A 17,562-nucleotide genomic window follows, 5' to 3' on the forward strand; every position below is an offset into this window, starting at 1 on the left:
CAATCGTTCTCATTTGTATTGACGATTTGACTCTGCCTACCTAACATTTACTGATTGCGACGGTATTCGTCGGATGGTCATAAGCGTCACGCGCACATCGGCATCGCGCGGCATATCGATAGAACAACTAAAGGACTTTTCGATGAAATTCATCCGATCAATCGGATCCGGTCCGCTCATTGCATCGCGGGCGTCGCTGCGCAAAGCGACCATTGCTGCATTGTTTGCATGCGCACCGCTCTTCGTGCAATCGGCCGCCCACGCGGAGTCCAATCCTGACGCCATACCGGAAGCGCCTGAGGCCGATCTCGGCATCCAGGCCAAGCCGACGGGACAATGGACCGGTTTCTGGACACGAGAAACGATGCTCGGCGACATCGGCGGATTACGACCGTGGCTCGGAAAGTACGGCGTGACCTTTCAGTTGACGGAAACGAGCGAATATCTCGCGAACCTGCGCGGTGGCCTGTCGCGCGGAGGGGCCTACGACGGTCTCACCACGGCAACCGTTCAGATGGAGACGCAAAAGGCGTTCGGGCTACCGGGAGGCTTGTTCAATGTCAGCGCACTGCAGATTCACGGCCGGAATCTGAGCGCAGACCGGCTCGGCACGCTGAACACAGCAAGCGGCATCGAAGCTGAAGCGACGACGCGTCTATGGGAGTTGTGGTACCAGCAGTCATTCCTCGACAAACGCCTCGACGTGAAGATCGGTCAGCAAAGTATCGACCAGGAATTCATGACCAGCCAGTACGCGGCAACCTTCATCAACACGATGTTTGGCTGGCCGGCTCTGCCTTCGTACGACATGCCGTCGGGCGGTCCTGCCTATCCGCTAGCCGGGTTGGGCGTGCGCGTGCGCGGACAGATTACGTCTTCTCTAACGGCGCTCGCCGGCGTCTACTCCGGCGACCCGCTGGGCAACAATCCCGACAACATCCACGGCACCAACTTCAACCTGCACAACGGCGCGCTGTGGATCGGCGAACTGCAGTACGCAATCAATCAGCCTGCCGATGGCGAAATGACGGGCATGGACAGCAACAAGCTGCCGGGTACGTACAAGATCGGTGTCTGGTACAACAGCAACCGCTTCGATGACCAGCGCTTCGACAACACCGGCCTGTCGCTTGCGAATCCGGCGACGACGGGCATTCCGCAGTCCCATCACGGCGACTACAGCCTCTACGCAGTCGCCGACCAGATGGTGTGGCGCCCCAATCCCGACGAGCCGCGCAGCGTGGGCGTCTTCGCACGCGTGATGGGCGCTCCGGGCGATCGCAACCTGGTCAGCCTGTCGGCGAATCTGGGCGTCGTGCTGAAAGCACCGTTCAAGGGTCGCGACGATGACAGCGTCGGCCTCGCGGTCACGTACATCAAGGTAGGCAACCATGTTCACGATCTCGATCTGGATAACCGCGATTTCTCGGGCGGCCCGTACGGTGTGCGCACAAGCGAAACAGCGCTGGAAGCAACCTATATCTATCAGGCTGCGCCCTGGTGGCAAATACAGGCCGACGCGCAGTACACGTTCAATGCAGGCGCCGGCCAGAATCCAAACGATCCGACTCAACCGCTGCGCAACACATTCGTGGTGGGCGTGCGAACCAACATCACGTTCTGAGCGCCGATCTCACAGAACATCTTTCGACCTTATTGAAGCAATCTCATCATGACGGCAAAACAGGCTGTGAGCGCAAATATGAATACAAGGAAGGCCCGGCTTTCGCGTGAACTTGCGAGGCGAGTCCGCACAAAGGCCGCATACGTCGGGGGCATGCTGGCACTCATCGCCACATGCGCCGCTCAAGCCGAGCCCCAAGGGTTTCTCGAAACCCTGCATCGCAATACGACGCTCATCAATACTGTGCCCGATAACGGCGATCAGAATCCTTACGCGATCGTCGTCGCGCCGGTCTCGGCGGGTTCGGTGAAACAGGGCGATGTGCTGGTCGACAACTTCAACAACTCGGCCAATCTGCAAGGTACGGGCAGTACGATCGTCAACTATCACCCCGACACGAAACAGATGACACTGTTCGCGCAGATTCCGCGCGATCTGAAAGAGTGCCCCGGCGGCGTCGGTCTCTCGACTGCAATGACCATGCTCAAGTCCGGTTGGGTGATCGTCGGCAGCACACCGAGTAACGACGGCACCACGGGCACCAAAGGCGCGGGCTGCCTGGTCGTGCTCGACTCGCAGGGCAAAGTGACGTCGACCATCTCCAGCCCGAACATCAACGATCCATGGGGCAACATGGCCGTCGTCGACAACGGTACGAGCGCGACATTGTTTATCAGCATGGCGGGCTTCGGCGTCGGCGGCGCGGATGGCGAGCCGCCCGTGTTCAAGCAGGCGACCGTGCTGCGCCTCGATCTCGACATTCCGCAAGGCAAGCCGCCCGTCGTGAAGAAAGAAACGGTAGTGGGCAGCGGCTTCGGCGCGCAGGCCGACAAAGGCGTGTTCCTCGTTGGACCGACGGGGCTCGCGCTGTCCGCGGATCAAAAGCTGCTGTTTGTGTCGGACGCAATCGGCAACCGCGTCAACGAGATCGACGAGCCGATGACGCGCGATACCAGCGCGGGTGTCGGACGGCAGCTCACGGCTGACGGCCTGCTGCATCGCCCGCTCGCGATGGTGACGGCGCCCAACGGCCATCTGCTGGTGACGAATGCACTCAACGGACAGGTCGTCGAGATCGTCCCCGCCACGGGCAAGCAGCTCTACGCGCGCTGGATCGATACCGACAAGGCGCAGACACCGCCTGGCAACGGCGACCTGTTCGGCATCGCGATGACGCCCGAAGGCGATGGCTTCTACTATGTACAGGACGACGTGAACACGCTGGTGCTCGCGAAGTGACGGTAACAGACAAGCAGCAAGAGGCAGCATCATGACGAACGATCAATCCCCACCGTCGCGGCCTGGCCGGCGCGGCTTTTTGAAAGCTGGCGGAGCCGCCGTCGCGGCGGGCGCCGGACTCGCCACGTCGGGCGTTACGCATGCCGCGTTGACGCGCACCCACGCCGACGACCTGCAACGCCAGATCGAACCGTTCTACGGCGCGCATCAAGGCGGCGTCGTCACGCCGCAGCAGAGTCATAGCTACGTCGCGGCTTTCGATCTGAAAACCGACAAGCGCGAAGAGGTGATCGCGCTGCTGCGCGAGTGGTCCCAGGCCGCCGCGCGCATGACGCAAGGCAAGCCCGCCGGCTCGCTCGAAACAGCCGACGACAAACCCGCCGCCGATTCCGCCGACGTGCTCGGCCTCGGCGCGTCGTCGCTGACCATCACATTTGGCTTCGGTCCGGGTCTGTTCACGTCGCGCGACGGCAAGGACCGCTACGGTCTCGCGAGCAAACGCCCTGCCTCCCTCGTCGATCTGCCGCGCTTCAACGGCGACCAGCTGATCGCCGAGAAAACGGGCGGCGACCTGTTCGTGCAGGCGTGCGCGAACGATGCCCAAGTCGCGTTCCATGCCGTGCGGCAACTCGCGCGCATGGGTTACGGCGCGATCCAGATGCGCTGGGGCCAGGCGGGCTTCCTGTCCGGTCCGAAAGGTCAGACGCCGCGCAATCTGATGGGCTTCAAGGACGGCACCAACAATCCGTCGACGGCGAAACCACCGCTGATGAACCAGTTCGTCTGGGCCAGTGCCGCCGACGCGCCGTGGATGCAAGGCGGCACCTATACGGTCGTGCGCCGCATCCGCATCACGCTCGAACACTGGGACCAGATGGAACTCGGCTTTCAGGAACAGGTTTTCGGACGGCACAAATACAGTGGCGCGCCAATTGGCCAGAAAAACGAGTTCGATGCCGTCGATCTGAAGGCCGCGGACAAGGACGGCAACCCCGTCATTCCCGACAATTCGCACGTGCGCCTTTCGAATCAGGCGAACAATGCGGGCGCGCAGATCCTGCGTCGTTCGTATTCGTACAACGACGGCACGAACTTCTATATCGAACGCTGGCCGCCATGGCGCCAGGAAACGGAATATGACGCGGGCCTCATCTTTATCGCGCATCAGGCGGACCCGCGCACAGGCTTCATTCCGATCAACGAAAAGCTCTCGAAGTTCGACGTGATGAACCAGTTCACGACGCACATCGGCAGCGCGATCTTCGCCGTGCCGCCGGGCGCGCGTGAGGGTTCGTATGTCGGGGCAGGACTGTTCGAAGCATAAGTGCCGTATGTAGGCGCAAAGCGCGCTCAAGCGGCCATTCAATAACGTCAAGAAGAAGAGGTTGAATTCATGAACCGTTCCTGGTTTGGAGCAATGCGTCACGCGGCGCGCGTGACGGCCCTGTCGCTGTCGATCGCCGCCACAGGTGCGACAGGCGCGTACGCCGCATCGATTACGGTGTACAGCGCGCAACACGAGCAGGTCATGAACATGCTCGCGAGAGACTTCGAAAAGCAGTCGGGCATTTCAGTGAAGGTCCGCAACGGCGAAGGTCCGGCACTCGCTGCGCAACTTGTCGCCGAAGGCTCGGCATCGCCCGCCGATGTGTACTTCACCGAGAATTCGCCCGAATTGATGCTGCTCGAAGAAAAGGGGCTGCTGAGCAAGGTCGATCCTGCCACCATCGGCACCATTCCCACGCGCTACAGTTCGCCGACGGGACAATGGGTCGGCGTGACCGCTCGCGAAAGCGTGCTCGCCTACAACACGACGAAGATCCAGCCTTCGCAACTGCCCGCGTCGATCTTCGATCTGGCGAAGCCCGAGTGGAAAGGCAAGGTGGGCATTGCGCCCAGCGACGCGGATTTTCTGCCGCTGGTGAGCGCCGTGCTCGCGTTGAAGGGCGAAGCGCAAACGCTGCAATGGCTCAAGGGCCTCAAGGCCAACGCGCAGATTTTCGACGACGACGAAGGTGTCGTGGCCGCCGTGAATCGTGGCGGCGTAATCACGGGCGTGATCAACAACTACTACTGGGCGCGTCTTCATACCCAGCTGGGTGACAAGTCGACGCGTAGCGCGATCTATCACTACACGAATGGCGACGTCGGCGGACTCGTGAACGTATCGGGTGCGGCGATCATGAAGACCGCGCACAACGCCGACGGCGCGCAGCAGTTCCTGAAGTATCTGGTGAGCGAGCGTGCCCAGACGCTGATGGCAAACAGCCACGTCAGCTATGAATATCCGCTGCATGCCGGCGTCGCACCCGATCCGCTGCTCAAGCCGTTCAACGAATTGCAGCCGCCGTCTCTCACACTCGAACAACTCGGCGACGACAGCCAGGCGGGCAAGCTGCTGCGCCAGGCTGGTCTGCTGTAAAGGAACGACAGGTGAGCGAGGTGACCGACATCGGCGAAGCTGTTGCTGCCATCCAGGTTTCTGCCGATGTCCGCGCGCGCGATGGCAAGCGCGTGCCCCGCGGTCTGCTGGCGGGCGCCGCCGTCAGTGCGCTGCTGGTGCTGCTGCCGCTCGCGTTCACGTTCTACCGCGCGACGGCCGTCGGCTTCAGCGATGCAGCGGAACTCGTGTTCCGCCCGCTCGTCGGCGAGTTGCTCGGCAATACGCTGCTGATCACGGTCAGCGCGACGCTGGCGTCGGCTGTCATCGGTACGGCGGCCGCGTGGTTCGTCGAACGCACGGATGTGCCGGGCCGTCGCCTGTGGGCTGTCGCCAGCGCAGCGCCGCTCGCGATGCCCGCCTTCGTCACGAGCTACGCGTGGGTTTCGATCAGCCTCGATCTGCAGGACTTCGCGGGCGCGCTGCTCGTCATCACGTCGTCGTATTTTCCGCTCGTGTATCTGCCCGTCGCGGCTGCGTTGCGCGGCATGGACCCCTCGCTGGAAGAAAGCGCTCGCGCGCTTGGCTGCGGACGCTGGGCGACCTTTGCGCGCGTCGTGCTACCGCAATTGCGCCCTGCGCTGCTCGGCGGGATGCTGTTGGTCGCGTTGGGCGTGCTGTCGGAATTCGGCGCGTTCCAGATGCTGCGCTTTCGCACCTTCACCACCGAAATCTACGCGGAATACCGCACCAGTTTCGACAACAGCGGCGCTTCGCTGCTCGCGTGTCTGCTGATCCTGCTGTGTCTCGTCTGTCTTGCGTTCGAGTTTCGCGTGCGTGGCAGCGCACGCTATGAACGCGTCGATCGCGGCGCGAGGCGGGCTGCCCTGCGTTACGAACTGGGCGGCTGGCGTTGGCTCGTACTCGCGGGTTTCGCTGCGCTGGGCATCGTCACGCTTGGCGTGCCGCTCGGCATGATCGGCTACTGGCTGACACAGGAAGGCGTAGCCGCCGTGACGCCCGCCGAAGTCTCGCCGGAACTGCTGTTCAACGCGACGCTGTCGTCTGTCGGGTTCGGTCTCGCTGCAGCGATGCTCACAACGCTGCTCGTGCTGCCGCTCGCATTTCTGCTCGCGCGTTACCCGGCGCGCCTCGCAACTTTGTTCGAGCGCACGGTGTTTCTCGCGCAAGGTGTTCCCGGCCTCGTGGTCGCACTGGCAATCGTCTCGCTAGCCGTGCATGCATTGCGGCCGCTATATCAAGGCATGATGCTGCTGATCGTGGCGTACGCGATCCTCTTCATGCCGCTCGCGCTCGTCAGCGTGCGGGCCGCGTTGATGCAGGCTCAACCGCGTCTCGAAGACACGGCACGCGCACTCGGTCTCAATGCGATGCAAACCTTCGTGCGCGTGCTCCTGCCGTTGGCCGCGCCTGGACTTGGCGCCGCAGCCACGATGGTGTTCATCTCGGTCGTGACGGAACTCAACGCAACATTACTGCTTTCCCCCATCGATACCCATACGCTCGCCACGCAAGTCTGGTCCGACACATCGACGCTCGCATTCGCCGCGGCCGCACCCTATGCGGCACTCATGACGGCGATTTCGCTGTGCGCATCGGGCGTGCTGTTCGTCTTGCTGGGACGATCGGCCCTGACCGCGCGCGCCTCCGAATCCCCATTGATTTCCAAATGAGCGAACTCCGAATCAGCGGGCTGCGCAAAGCCTTCAACGGTTGTGCCGTACTGCACGACGTCGATCTCGCCGTCCAACCGGGGACGTTGCTCGCGTTACTCGGCCCATCGGGCGGCGGCAAAACGACATTGCTGCGGGTGTTGTGCGGCTTCGATCGCGCCGACGCCGGTACGATCGAAATCGACGGCAAACGCGTCGTAGACGACAACCTGCATGTGCCAACCGAGCAACGGCGGATCGGCTATGTGCCCCAAGAAGGCGCGCTCTTCCCGCATCTTTCGGTGACAGAGAACATTGTGTTTGGGCTGCCACGCACACAGCGACGCGCGCATCATCGTGTCGCGGAACTCCTGAGGCTGGTGGGTCTGTCCGATGACTACGCGCAGCGCATGCCGCAGCAGTTGTCGGGTGGTCAGCAACAGCGTGTGGCACTCGCGCGTGCGCTGGCTCCTTCGCCTTCGCTCGTGCTGCTGGACGAGCCGTTCTCGTCGCTGGACGCCGCGCTGCGGCTCGAAACACGGGAAGCCGTCGCCGAGGCTCTCGCGGCAACGGGCGCAACGGCCATACTGGTCACGCACGATCAGGCGGAAGCACTGTCGCTAGGACATGAAGTGGCCGTGCTGTGGGAGGGCAAACTCATCCAGCGTGCCGCGCCTCAAACACTCTATCGGCGACCTGCGACCCGCGAACTCGCCGCATTCATCGGCGATGCGGTATTGCTGCCCGGCATCGCGGAGAACGGCATCGCGATATGCCCGCTCGGAGCGCTGCAACTCGTCGCGCCTGTTCCCGATGGAGGAGTCGACGTCATGATACGGCCCGAACAGATCCATCTTCTGTCCGCATCCGAAACGGCGCCGGACCACAGCACTGTTCAGGACGCGCTGGTAACAAGCATCACCTACAACGGCAGGGACGCAGATATCTGCCTTCAACTATCCGGTGCCGCGCAATTTATCATTCGCGCGAGAGTGCCGGGGCACCGTTCTCCAAACGTTGGCGAGCGCGTCCGGCTAAGCGTCGATAGTGGCGTGATCGCCTATCCCCATCGATAAGTCCATATCACTGGTCCGGCGTGCTGATTTCATCGGCGATGCATGAACAGTTGGCTGCCGTTTCCTTCGTTAATCCGTGCCCCCGATTGCATCGCCTCTCGATCTCTTAAGCATTGCATAAGGGAAACACCAACCTTTCCAAGGTATCGCGTGACAGCGAAACGGCGTTCTTGAAAGAAGAACAAAGCATTCTGTAATCACCTAAGCATTCGATAAGCAATGCGCCCTCATAGTGCAGCCTGAGGTTCTGATCTGCACCTCGATTACCGAGCCAGGTATCGCGAAAAATGGGGAGAAGGAATGTCACATCGACACGTCGCACCGATGCAAAACAAGGTTCCGGAGGTCACGATCGCCTTCTGGACAATCAAGATCTTGTCCACCACGGTCGGCGAGACGGGTGCCGATTACCTTGCTGTCCATGTCGGCCTCGGCGCCACGTTGACGATAGCAATCACGCTTTCCATGCTGGCTGCCTCGCTCGTTACACAGTTGAGGAAACGAGCCTATGTGCCGTGGATCTACTGGCTGACTGTCGTGCTGGTAAGCGTGGTCGGCACGCAACTGACAGACGTGCTCACTGATGTACTTGGCGTCAGCCTCTACACGAGCACGGCTGTATTCGCGGTACTACTCTGCTTTATTTTCGGGACCTGGTACTACAGAGAAAAGACCCTCTCCATTCACACGATCGTCACCCGCAATCGCGAACTCTTTTACTGGACGGCGATCCTCGTCACGTTTGCACTGGGCACGGCAGCGGGAGACCTTGCAACCGAAGCATTAGGGCTCGGTTTCAGTCTCGGCGTCGTCATATTCGGCGTCATGCTTGTCATGATGGGCGTTGCAGCCTACCTCGGCGCCGATCGCGTGCTGATCTTCTGGCTTGCCTACATTCTGACCCGGCCTTTTGGCGCGTCACTCGGTGATCTTCTCTCCCAGGCAACTGAGTATGGGGGACTTGGATTGGGTACGGTCGTCACCAGCATTGCCTTTCTCTCCATCATTGTCGTCCTGGTATTCCTGCATACCGCTGCGAGAGTCCGGCAAAGCAGGATCAGCAGTACCTAGTTGCACGCCCCTCTTTTACCCGTTCACCGTCATCTTTCAACCGGAGGATCAACAATGAAGCGTGCCATCGTCAATTCCGCACTCTTGCTCGTAACAGCCACCGCCGTCGCGGCCACTCACGCATCGGCCATGCATGCGCCGCAATGGCTTGCAGCACTGTCGCCCATCTCGTCGGCAAACGCTGCGACAGAGGCATCGAAGCTTGGCGATCTTTCGAAGTTCCGCCTGATCGTTGCCGACACCTCGAAGCTGGTCGACGCCAACGACCTCGCGGGCGCAAAAAAGCGGATCAAGGACCTGGAAACGTCGTGGGACGAGGCCGAAGCTGGACTGAAGCCACGCGCCGCCGCAGACTGGCACAAACTCGACAAGTCAATCGACGACGCGCTCGAGGCCCTTCGCGAAAATTCACCTAGCCAGGCCAAATGTAAAAAGACACTCGCGGATTTGCTCGCGTTGATGGATCGGATGAGTGGCAAGGTTTGAGGTCAGCTTCAGGTTCCTCCTCTTAAGCCTTTGATAAGCAACAGGCCGCGACAATCCAGTCATTCGGGAGAAATCGCACCATGCGCCTGTTGCTGGTAGAAGATGACGAGATGATCGGCGGGCCTGTAGCAAGCCGGCTCTATATCCGTTCGGAAGTCGAAGACAAGTTGTACGGATGGGGTGAAGAAATCTCCAGCAACGCGATCGAAGTGCATATACAGGGTCTGCGGCGCAAGATCGGTTCTGACCAGATAGCGACCGTGCGCGGCGTCGGTTACCGGATCAAGCGATGCGAATGACGTCGATCCGGCGCTGGCTGCTGGGATGGCTGATTGCAGGCCTCGCGGTCTCGGCGTTGACAGCGGGCTATGGCATCTTCCACACCGCGCGCGACGAAGCCAGCGAGCTATTTGATTTCGAGCTCCGCACGGTCGCCGAATCGCTTCCCGCAAACATCAGCACCACCGATACTATCCTGCAAAGCAAGCCTGATTTCGAAGGTTTGTCCGAAGATCGTCTTTTCATCGAAGTCTGGGACCAGGCAGGCGGGAGCGTCTACAAATCGCTGGGTGGAATTGATCTTGCACGCTTCCCGGCGGGTCTGCGCACAATCGAACATGACGAGTACCACTGGCGCGTGTACGGCGTTCAGCAGGGCACTCGCTTCGTACAGATCGCGCAACCCGTCTCCGTGCGCGAGAATCTCGCACTTCGCCTTGCATTACGCACACTGGCGCCGCTAGCACTGTTCTTCCCGGTCATCATCGCGATCGTTCTTATCGTTGTTGGCCGAGGGCTTGCCCCGCTAGCGGAAATCTCCCGCGCGTTGACTACACGATCTTTCGATTCTCTCGAACCGCTGCGCCTCGACGCAGCTACACCCCTCGAGGTCAGGCCACTCGTCAATGCATTGAATGATCTGCTGCATCGACTGGATGTAGCATCACAAACGCAACGGACGTTTGTCGCGGATGCCGCGCACGAACTGCGATCGCCGCTGGCCGCATTGAAACTTCAATTGCAGTCCGCGGAGCGCGATGGATCGCTAATTGGAAACAAGACGACGTTCGAGCGCATCGAAGGTCGCCTCAATCGGCTCATCCATCTTGTACACCAGTTGCTCACGCTCGCCCGCGAAGAAGCGCAGATAGGCGCCCATTTCCAGTCAGTAAGCCTGCGCCGGCTGTGCGAGCGTGTAGTCGCCGATTTTTCGCTACTCGCGGAGGAAAAGCAGATCGATCTCGGCCTCGTATGCGCCTCAGCCGGGCCGGCGGATGAAACCTACAAGGCCAGTGTGGAACCCGCTGGCATCGAAGTGTTGCTGAGCAACCTGATCGACAATGCGATTCGCTATACGCCGCACGGCGGCAAGGTCGATGTCATTCTCACGCGCGAAGCCGGGACGATCAGCGTTTGCGTATCCGACAGCGGCCCGGGCATACCCGACGAGGAACGGGAACGCGTATTCGATCGCTTTTATCGCAGCGCAGGTACCAAGGAGCAAGGCAGCGGTCTCGGGCTGGCGATTGCGCTAAAAATTGCGCAGCGTCACCATGCATCGCTCCAGATGCAAAACAATCTCGAACAGCATGGTCTGCGGGTCACGTTAGCGGGACTGCGCGTAGAAAAAGCACCGCTACCGTAAAGTCGGCCCACGTTCGAGACTTGACCGGATCGAACTCCAGAATGACGCGAGTTCGAGCCGGTCAACGTCGATCAGATCACATCTACTGCACAGTGATGACTTCCTTCATGTTCGGATGTATGCCGCAAAACACGTTGTAGACGCCCGGCTTGTCGAACTTGAACTGGTAGGTGTCGTTCTGATCCAGCGCGGCGGAGCGAAACAGGCCGGAGTCGCTCACCACGGTATGCGGTTCGCCGTCCAGATTTTTCCAGGTCACCGTCGAACCCGCTTTGATCGTGGTAGACATCGGTGAAAACATAAAATTCTTGATAAGCACAGCATTGGCGTCTTGCGCCTGCGCGACAGTCATCCCTGAAGTTAGCGCCGCCACGATCATCCCGATTCCAACAGAGACAACCAGCGTACGACGAAAGATGGCAGATAGCATGATCCGGTTCCTTGCTTGATAAGTAGATGGTGATTGCAATCAGACGAGCGTCGAGTCGGAAAGCGTCGCCTTGAGCGGGTGACGCGAAATCTTGATGCTGGTCACGCCAAGCATGCTGGCAAGCTGATCGCTCGCCACCTTGAGCGGCATGGGCCCAGGGCCATTGCCGGCCGTCGGTTGCGGATAGGCAGTCGAGCGCGCGGTATGGAAGGTAATATTCCCCTCCACCTTGGACACGATCTGATGGATATGTCCATTCAGTACGGTGACCGAGCCGAACCGTTTCAGGTAGTCCATCGCCCGGCCGGCGTCGCCCGTGCCCCATCCCCACGGTTCGTAAATCGTCCACATCGGCATGTGTGCGAAGACAACAATCGGCGTGCTGGACGAGCGCCCCTTCAGATCTTTTTCCAGCCATTCAAGCTGGTCGTCGCCGAGACTCCCCAGACCATTCGGCTTGAAATGCATCACATTGACGAGCCCGATGAAATGCACGCCGTTGTGGTCGAAGCTGTAGTACCCCTTGTTGTCCGAGGCCTTGCCAAAGCGTTGGAAGTATTCGGTTCCAGGCCCGTCTGTCACATCATGTTCTCCGGGCACGGTGTGCAGTTCGGTGATGTTCAGCCCCGACAGCAGTTGGGTCGCGAGATCGAATTCCGCTGCCTTCGAGAGATGGGTGATATCGCCCGTGTGTATCGTCAGCGCGGGCTTGACGGGCATCGCATTGACGAAGTCAATCGTCTCCTTGAGCGTGCCAGCGACATCCGGGTTCGCTTCCTTGTTGAAGCCAATATGCGTGTCACTGATCTGAAGGAACAGGGGCACGCCTGAAGGTGCCGACTTGTCGGCCGTACCGGCGGCGAGCGCTAATTCGACTGGTGTGAGAATGCCGCCGGCCAGAACGAACAGCGTGCCGGCGCCACCGTAGGCGAGGCATTTCAACGCGCTGCGGCGCGACGGATCGGAAGGAGTATCTGATGACATGATGTGCTCTCGATTGGGGGTTCAGAAGGTATAGACCGCCGAATCACCCAGTGGACCTCCGCCGGCTGGGTTCAAGCACTAGACTGCTGTGTCGTCCGTTCTATTCCCGCAACATGAACTCCTGTTGCTGGCGCCCTGTCATCCGCCGACCTTTCGCGGCGCTGCTGCAACCCCGCTTGCTCTTGATAAACGTTGCCGCAGGGTTGGTGTCCGTTTAGCACGGAATATCCGGCGCATTTGTACGGTCTAGCAGGCAGGACACACGAAATGGGGAATCGAAATGGACATCATCGACCTGGCCCGTGAATCGGGATTGACAGTCATCCTCGATGGCAGAATCGGCCGCGAGGAATACCACAGCGTATGCGGTTCGATTTCGGCGTTATCACGATTCGCCGAATCGGTATGTCAGTACGCAGCGAGCCCGGATGACTGCGCGCCGTGTGCCACGCAACGCTCGCCGCAGTCCGGAACGAGTAGCGTCGATGGCATGTCCCGCGCATCCGTAAATTGAGGTTTCGGGTGCAATCCGTTCTGCGCCGTCTTCAACTCGGGTCGGGCATTGTGTTGCTGACCTATCTCTTCCTGCACCTGATCAATCACGCGCTCGCCATCTGGTCACTGGAACTTGCCGGGCGCGGTCTGCTGGTGGCGCTGTGGCTCTGGCGTAGCATCCCGGGCACATTCTTACTGTACGGTGCGGCATCACTGCACTTCTCGCTCGCCTTGCATACGATTTACGCGCGCCGCCAATGGACGCTAGGGCCGGCAGAATGGATCCGCCTCTGGGCAGGCCTCAGCCTGCCGCTGCTGCTCATCCGCCACGCGGTGACAACTCGATTGGCCTCCACGCTCTACGGCTTCGAACCAAACTATGAGCGCGTCGTCATCACGCTGCTCACGAGTGGCACGCAGGGACTGCAGCTTGCACTGCTCGCTCCCGGCTGGGTACATGGATGCCTCGGACTGTGGTTCCGGTTGCGTCATCATCCATTGGCGCAACGCATGAAACCCGCATTACTTACGTTCGCCATCCTCTTGCCGCTGCTGTCTGCGGGAGGCTTTATCCAGATGATGCGAACCGTCGAGACAAAGAGCTTCATACTCCCGCCCCCCGATCCAAAGCTGGTTGCCCATCAGCTCGCTCTGGATGCCTGGCGTCACGATCTCGTCGCCATCTACCTCGTAGTGACCATCAGCGCATTCGTTGCCGGGCAGATGCGCAACGGACTCGAACGGCAAAGACAGCAGAAGAATCGCTGAATTCCTGATAGGTCACGGCGACACGCGAAGTCCCGCAACTCGCGTCGAGCACACCAGTGACCCGTATCGCTCCTCTTGAGCGGCGACGAAAATTCGCATGGCCGAATCGATACCAAAATTGTCGATTGGGACCGTATTTTCTGGTGCGCCAGGTTTGTACAGTGTCGGTCACCGCATGAGCGCTCACGCGGGCCTGGAGAACAAAGGCTAGCCGCCAATCCCCAAACCACGAGCAAACCCGGAGTACACAGATGAACGAGCATGCCCACGTAGATGGGATTTATCCCTTCCCGGCTGTGATGCAGACGCGGACGATCGAAACCAACGGTACGTCCATCCACGTGCGGGTCGGCGGTCATGGTCCCGCCGTCGTCATGCTGCACGGCTTCGGCACAACGGGCGACATGTGGGGTCACCTGGCGAGCGCACTCATCAAAGACCACATGATCGTCGTGCCTGACCTGCGTGGCCTGGGCCTCTCGTCGAAGCCCGACGGCGGCTACGACAAGAAGAATCAGGCGGCGGACGTGGTGGGCGTGCTGGACGCTTTGGGTGTGCATACGGCCGAACTGGTGATGCACGACATCGGTATCATGGTCGGCTTCGCGGTGGCCGCCGCCCACCCCGAGCGCGTGAACCGATGGGTAGCGATCGATGCGCCGCTGCCCGGCGTCGGCCCCTGGGATCAGATCACACAGGATCCGGCCATGTGGCACTTTGGCTTCGGTGGTAAAGACATGGAGCGCCTCGTCGCCGGCCGCGAGCGCATCTATCTCGACCGCTTCTGGAACGAACTTTCCCGGGACCCGAAGCGGTTTGATGAAGCGAAGCGCCAGCATTACGCAGCGCTCTATGCGCAACCCGGCGCAATGCGAGCGAGCTTTGCGCAGTTCCTGGCGTTCAGCCAGGATGCGGCCGACAACAGGAGATTCCTCGCGCAGGGCAAGCTTCAGATGCCCGTCCTGGCCTTGGGTGGCGAAGCGACATTCGGCCCTATGATCGGCGCAGTGATACGGTGTGCCGCCGATCACGTCGAAAACGTGACCCTCCCTGATTGCGGGCACTGGATCACGGAAGAACAGCCGGCCGCGACAACCAAACTTGTTGTCGACTTCCTGCATCGGCGTTCGTGAGCTAGCTAGCGTTACGTAGTGCGGTGCCGCGTGGCTGGGTCCAGCCGCGCCGCAGCCCATCATCGACACTTAGGGAATCTGATTTGAACAAGTACCTGATTGCACCTTGCGTTCTCGCGTTGATCGCGGGATCAGCGATGGCGGCCACAACCACTTACAACCTTGACCCGAGGCACACCTATCCAAGTTTCGAGGCCGACCATTTCGGCGGCATTTCGGTGTGGCGGGGCAAGTTCACGAAAAGCAGCGGCGTCGTGACACTTGATCGCGCTGCAAAGACAGGCACGATCGACGTGTCGATTGACACCGCGTCGATTGACACGGGTAATGCGCAACTCGATACGCGTGTGAAATCGGATGAATTTTTCGATGTCAGCAAGTATCCGACCGCGACGTTCAAAGGTAGTGCGCTGCGCTTCGACGGCGACACGCCAATCGAAGTAGCGGGCGACTTCACATTTCACGGGGTCACCAAACCGCTGACGTTGAAGATTGATTCGTTCAAGTGCTTCATCAACCCGCTGATCAAGCGCGAAGTGTGTGGTGCGGAAGCCAGCGCGCAATTCGACCGCGCCGACTATGGCGTGACCTGGGGCACGAATTACGGTTTCAGGACGCTGACTCGCCTGCAGATTCAAGTTGAAGGCGTGAAGGCTGACTAGACTGGAGACGGACTTGACTACATGAAGGGTCGATCCTCCTACCCTGCCCTTCTATTGTCGCGGCGCACGCTCTCAGAGGTGCGCTTTTTTTATGCATACAGTTCTTTTTCTCGACCTGAACATCCAACAGGTCGAAAAAAAGACACAGACTCTAGAGCCACGAATGCCCCGCAGCTAAAAACGTGGGCCTTTAATTCGATGTCCCGGCCCACGCGTTAGTAGCTTCGGACAATTCATCTACCAGCCGAAACAGAAGCCGCCCCCACCAACGCCACAGCCCGCTCGCGTGCAGCCTGTCTCGCTGCGTGGTCGACTTCGGGTCCAAACAGCGTTTTCTCGACGACAACCGATTCAACGTTAGTGATACCGACGGATCGCAGCCACGCTTCGATATAAGGCCGCTGAAAATCGAACGAATGGGCGGGGGTGTTTGAGTCGATCGAATAGTCGAGTCCTCTCGCGTAGATCACTACCGCTTCCTTGTCTTTCAGCAAGCCCTGAAGCCCACGCTCATCGAACGAGAACAGGATGTCTCGCTGCGACACGACATCGATGAAATGCTTGAGCTTGTATGGAATAGAAAAATTCCACAGTGGCACAGAGAGCAACAACGTATCCGCGTCGTGCAGCCGCTGCGCGAGGCGCCGGATGTCCGCCCACGCCTGCTGCTGCGCTTCGCTGAGCGGCGTGCCGCTCAGGTCCGCATATTTCGCGTCGAGCGCATCGCCGTCGAATTCCGGCAAGTTAATCGACCAAAGATCGAGCACGTCGATCGAGTGATCTGGATGAGCGCCGCGATAAGCCTCCAGATAGGCGCGCGCAACGTCGAGGGAAGCAGATCGCGACTTGCGTGGCGACGATTCGATATGCAGCAAGGTCGGCATGGCAATACTCCAGGTGGGTTGACTGCCGCCATCACAACATATTTCGATTTAAAATATAAACGAAGTATCAAGAGCTTATTCAGTTCAATTCGCACTGTATTGGAAGGACCATGTTCGATACCGTTCTGCTGCGCTCTTTCGTGGCCGTCGTCCAGGAAGGCGGGTTCACGCACGCCGCCGTCCGCCTCAATCTGACGCAGTCCGCGGTTAGCGCGCATCTGCGACGTCTGGAAAAACAGACCGGCCGGGACCTGCTCGTGCGTACCACGCGCTCGGTGACGCTCACACCGGACGGTGAACTTCTGCTGGGCTACGCGCGCGCCATCCTCGCGCTCAACCATGATGCGCATGCGCAACTGCTTCGCGGGCCCAGCGAAGGTGCGATCCGGGTTGGCCTTTCCGAAGACCTCGCCAACGTCAGGCTGATGAATGTCATGCAGGCGTTCGCGGTGCGCTATCCGCGCATTGCCTTCAGCGTCAGGGTCGGCATTCCTGCCGAACTGCTGCAGGCGATGGACCGGGGCGAATTCGACGTGGTGATCGGCGGACGCTGCCATGATTCGCGTCCCGGACGCGTGCTATGGCGAGAGCCGCTCGTGTGGGCTGGCGCGGAGTGGGCTTCGCTTACGTCCGGCGCGCCGGTGCCGCTCGCGTTGTTTCCGGAACCGTGCCCGTATCGTGAGGCCGCGCTTTCCGCCCTCGCCCGCGCGGGCCTAGATTACCGGATCGCACTGGTGTGCTCGAGCGGCGCCGGCCTGTGCGCCGCCGCGCAGGCTGGCTTTGCGGTGACGCCGGTCGTGCATACGCAACTCGTTCACGGCTTGCGTGCGGTCGCGCCGGATACCGGTCTGCCGGCACTGCCCGATGTCGAGTTCACGATGTTCTCGGTGCCGGGCGCATCGGCCAGCATCGCGGACGAACTAGGCAACGCGATCGTGCTCGCATTCGCGCATAAGGGATGACAACCGGGCGAGCGGAAGACGTGCTGGCAAAGATAGAGAATCAGGACCTC

At 60.3% G+C, this 17,562-nt stretch carries 17 protein-coding genes and 1 pseudogene; 15 read left to right on the plus strand and 3 right to left on the minus strand.

Translation table 11 applies throughout. The features are described 5' to 3' along the window. Positions 1-142: 142 nt before the first annotated feature. From BLT65_RS08440 to BLT65_RS08485, 10 genes and pseudogenes are all read left to right on the plus strand, one after another. The gene (locus BLT65_RS08440; RefSeq protein ID WP_091776982.1) at positions 143-1,624 is read left to right on the plus strand and encodes a carbohydrate porin; all 1,482 of its coding nucleotides are present in this window, start codon (positions 143-145) and stop codon (positions 1,622-1,624) included. A gap of 153 nt (positions 1,625-1,777) precedes the next feature. Continuing rightward, positions 1,778-2,863: an NHL repeat-containing protein gene (locus tag BLT65_RS08445; RefSeq protein WP_244186456.1), complete on the plus strand. Its 1,086-nt coding sequence runs from the start codon at positions 1,778-1,780 to the stop codon at positions 2,861-2,863. A 31-nt stretch (positions 2,864-2,894) separates the two neighbouring features. Further along, on the plus strand, positions 2,895-4,187 hold the full coding sequence (efeB, locus tag BLT65_RS08450; protein ID WP_091776846.1) for an iron uptake transporter deferrochelatase/peroxidase subunit: 1,293 nt from the start codon (positions 2,895-2,897) through the stop codon (positions 4,185-4,187). Positions 4,188-4,256: 69 nt separating this feature from the next. Then, positions 4,257-5,285, plus strand: a complete 1,029-nt coding sequence (locus BLT65_RS08455; RefSeq protein ID WP_091776848.1) for an iron ABC transporter substrate-binding protein — start codon at positions 4,257-4,259, stop codon at positions 5,283-5,285. Positions 5,286-5,305: 20 nt separating this feature from the next. After that, entirely contained in the window at positions 5,306-6,937 is a 1,632-nt protein-coding gene (locus BLT65_RS08460) for an ABC transporter permease (RefSeq protein ID WP_425273110.1), read from the plus strand. Beyond that, on the plus strand, positions 6,934-7,992 hold the full coding sequence (locus BLT65_RS08465; protein ID WP_091776852.1) for an ABC transporter ATP-binding protein: 1,059 nt from the start codon (positions 6,934-6,936) through the stop codon (positions 7,990-7,992). Before BLT65_RS08460 ends, BLT65_RS08465 begins: the two co-directional genes overlap by 4 nt. Before the next feature lie 324 nt (positions 7,993-8,316). Beyond that, complete coding sequence (locus BLT65_RS08470; RefSeq protein ID WP_091776854.1) at positions 8,317-9,063, plus strand: COG4705 family protein; 747 nt, start codon at positions 8,317-8,319, stop codon at positions 9,061-9,063. A 54-nt stretch (positions 9,064-9,117) separates the two neighbouring features. Next, entirely contained in the window at positions 9,118-9,549 is a 432-nt protein-coding gene (locus tag BLT65_RS08475; protein ID WP_091776856.1) for a hypothetical protein, read from the plus strand. A gap of 146 nt (positions 9,550-9,695) precedes the next feature. Continuing rightward, positions 9,696-9,848: pseudogene (locus BLT65_RS08480) on the plus strand (winged helix-turn-helix domain-containing protein); the annotation flags it as partial. After that, complete coding sequence (locus tag BLT65_RS08485) at positions 9,845-11,194, plus strand: sensor histidine kinase (RefSeq protein WP_091776860.1); 1,350 nt, start codon at positions 9,845-9,847, stop codon at positions 11,192-11,194. The pseudogene BLT65_RS08480 and the gene BLT65_RS08485, both read left to right, overlap by 4 nt. An 82-nt stretch (positions 11,195-11,276) precedes the next feature. Here BLT65_RS08485 and BLT65_RS08490 read toward each other — a convergent pair whose 3' ends face one another. Both BLT65_RS08490 and BLT65_RS08495 read right to left on the minus strand, forming a co-directional pair. Next, positions 11,277-11,624, minus strand: a complete 348-nt coding sequence (locus BLT65_RS08490) for a cupredoxin domain-containing protein (protein WP_091776862.1) — start codon at positions 11,622-11,624, stop codon at positions 11,277-11,279. A gap of 39 nt (positions 11,625-11,663) precedes the next feature. After that, positions 11,664-12,608 (minus strand): metallophosphoesterase family protein, encoded by a 945-nt coding sequence (locus tag BLT65_RS08495; RefSeq protein ID WP_091776864.1) that lies wholly within the window; start codon positions 12,606-12,608, stop codon positions 11,664-11,666. Between the two features lie 280 nt (positions 12,609-12,888). Here BLT65_RS08495 and BLT65_RS08500 point away from each other — a divergent pair, with 280 nt between their 5' ends. From BLT65_RS08500 to BLT65_RS08515, 4 genes are all read left to right on the plus strand, one after another. After that, positions 12,889-13,122, plus strand: a complete 234-nt coding sequence (locus tag BLT65_RS08500; protein ID WP_091776866.1) for a hypothetical protein — start codon at positions 12,889-12,891, stop codon at positions 13,120-13,122. Between the two features lie 8 nt (positions 13,123-13,130). Beyond that, positions 13,131-13,871, plus strand: a complete 741-nt coding sequence (locus BLT65_RS08505; protein WP_208545747.1) for a hypothetical protein — start codon at positions 13,131-13,133, stop codon at positions 13,869-13,871. Between the two features lie 251 nt (positions 13,872-14,122). Continuing rightward, entirely contained in the window at positions 14,123-15,004 is an 882-nt protein-coding gene (locus BLT65_RS08510) for an alpha/beta fold hydrolase (protein ID WP_091776870.1), read from the plus strand. Between the two features lie 137 nt (positions 15,005-15,141). Then, the gene (locus BLT65_RS08515; protein WP_091776986.1) at positions 15,142-15,666 is read left to right on the plus strand and encodes a YceI family protein; all 525 of its coding nucleotides are present in this window, start codon (positions 15,142-15,144) and stop codon (positions 15,664-15,666) included. 233 nt (positions 15,667-15,899) lie between these two features. Here the strand turns inward: BLT65_RS08515 and BLT65_RS08520 are convergent, their stop codons facing one another. Further along, the gene (locus BLT65_RS08520; protein ID WP_091776872.1) at positions 15,900-16,550 is read right to left on the minus strand and encodes an FMN-dependent NADH-azoreductase; all 651 of its coding nucleotides are present in this window, start codon (positions 16,548-16,550) and stop codon (positions 15,900-15,902) included. Positions 16,551-16,660: 110 nt separating this feature from the next. On the opposite strand from BLT65_RS08520, the gene BLT65_RS08525 reads away from it, so the two are divergent. Beyond that, a complete protein-coding gene (locus BLT65_RS08525; protein ID WP_091776874.1) occupies positions 16,661-17,512 on the plus strand; it encodes a LysR substrate-binding domain-containing protein in 852 nt (283 codons plus the stop codon). The last annotated feature ends 50 nt before the right edge of the window (positions 17,513-17,562 follow it).

Origin of the sequence: Paraburkholderia steynii, from assembly GCF_900100565.1 — a bacterium.
In the GTDB taxonomy this organism is placed as follows: Bacteria; Pseudomonadota; Gammaproteobacteria; order Burkholderiales; family Burkholderiaceae; genus Paraburkholderia; species Paraburkholderia terrae.

Excerpts from the sequence above, each read along its gene's own strand:
- BLT65_RS08465 (WP_091776852.1), top strand. The coding sequence starts at position 6,934 with ATGAGCGAACTCCGAATCAGCGGGCTGCGCAAAGCCTTCAACGGTTGT.
- BLT65_RS08445 (WP_244186456.1), top strand. The coding sequence starts at position 1,778 with ATGCTGGCACTCATCGCCACATGCGCCGCTCAAGCCGAGCCCCAAGGG.
- BLT65_RS08520 (WP_091776872.1), bottom strand. The coding sequence starts at position 16,550 with ATGCCGACCTTGCTGCATATCGAATCGTCGCCACGCAAGTCGCGATCT.
- BLT65_RS08455 (WP_091776848.1), top strand. The coding sequence starts at position 4,257 with ATGAACCGTTCCTGGTTTGGAGCAATGCGTCACGCGGCGCGCGTGACG.
- BLT65_RS08510 (WP_091776870.1), top strand. The coding sequence starts at position 14,123 with ATGAACGAGCATGCCCACGTAGATGGGATTTATCCCTTCCCGGCTGTG.
- BLT65_RS08475 (WP_091776856.1), top strand. The coding sequence starts at position 9,118 with ATGAAGCGTGCCATCGTCAATTCCGCACTCTTGCTCGTAACAGCCACC.
- BLT65_RS08500 (WP_091776866.1), top strand. The coding sequence starts at position 12,889 with ATGGACATCATCGACCTGGCCCGTGAATCGGGATTGACAGTCATCCTC.
- BLT65_RS08485 (WP_091776860.1), top strand. The coding sequence starts at position 9,845 with ATGACGTCGATCCGGCGCTGGCTGCTGGGATGGCTGATTGCAGGCCTC.
- BLT65_RS08490 (WP_091776862.1), bottom strand. The coding sequence starts at position 11,624 with ATGCTATCTGCCATCTTTCGTCGTACGCTGGTTGTCTCTGTTGGAATC.
- BLT65_RS08525 (WP_091776874.1), top strand. The coding sequence starts at position 16,661 with ATGTTCGATACCGTTCTGCTGCGCTCTTTCGTGGCCGTCGTCCAGGAA.
- BLT65_RS08470 (WP_091776854.1), top strand. The coding sequence starts at position 8,317 with ATGCAAAACAAGGTTCCGGAGGTCACGATCGCCTTCTGGACAATCAAG.
- BLT65_RS08440 (WP_091776982.1), top strand. The coding sequence starts at position 143 with ATGAAATTCATCCGATCAATCGGATCCGGTCCGCTCATTGCATCGCGG.
- BLT65_RS08495 (WP_091776864.1), bottom strand. The coding sequence starts at position 12,608 with ATGTCATCAGATACTCCTTCCGATCCGTCGCGCCGCAGCGCGTTGAAA.
- efeB (WP_091776846.1), top strand. The coding sequence starts at position 2,895 with ATGACGAACGATCAATCCCCACCGTCGCGGCCTGGCCGGCGCGGCTTT.
- BLT65_RS08515 (WP_091776986.1), top strand. The coding sequence starts at position 15,142 with ATGGCGGCCACAACCACTTACAACCTTGACCCGAGGCACACCTATCCA.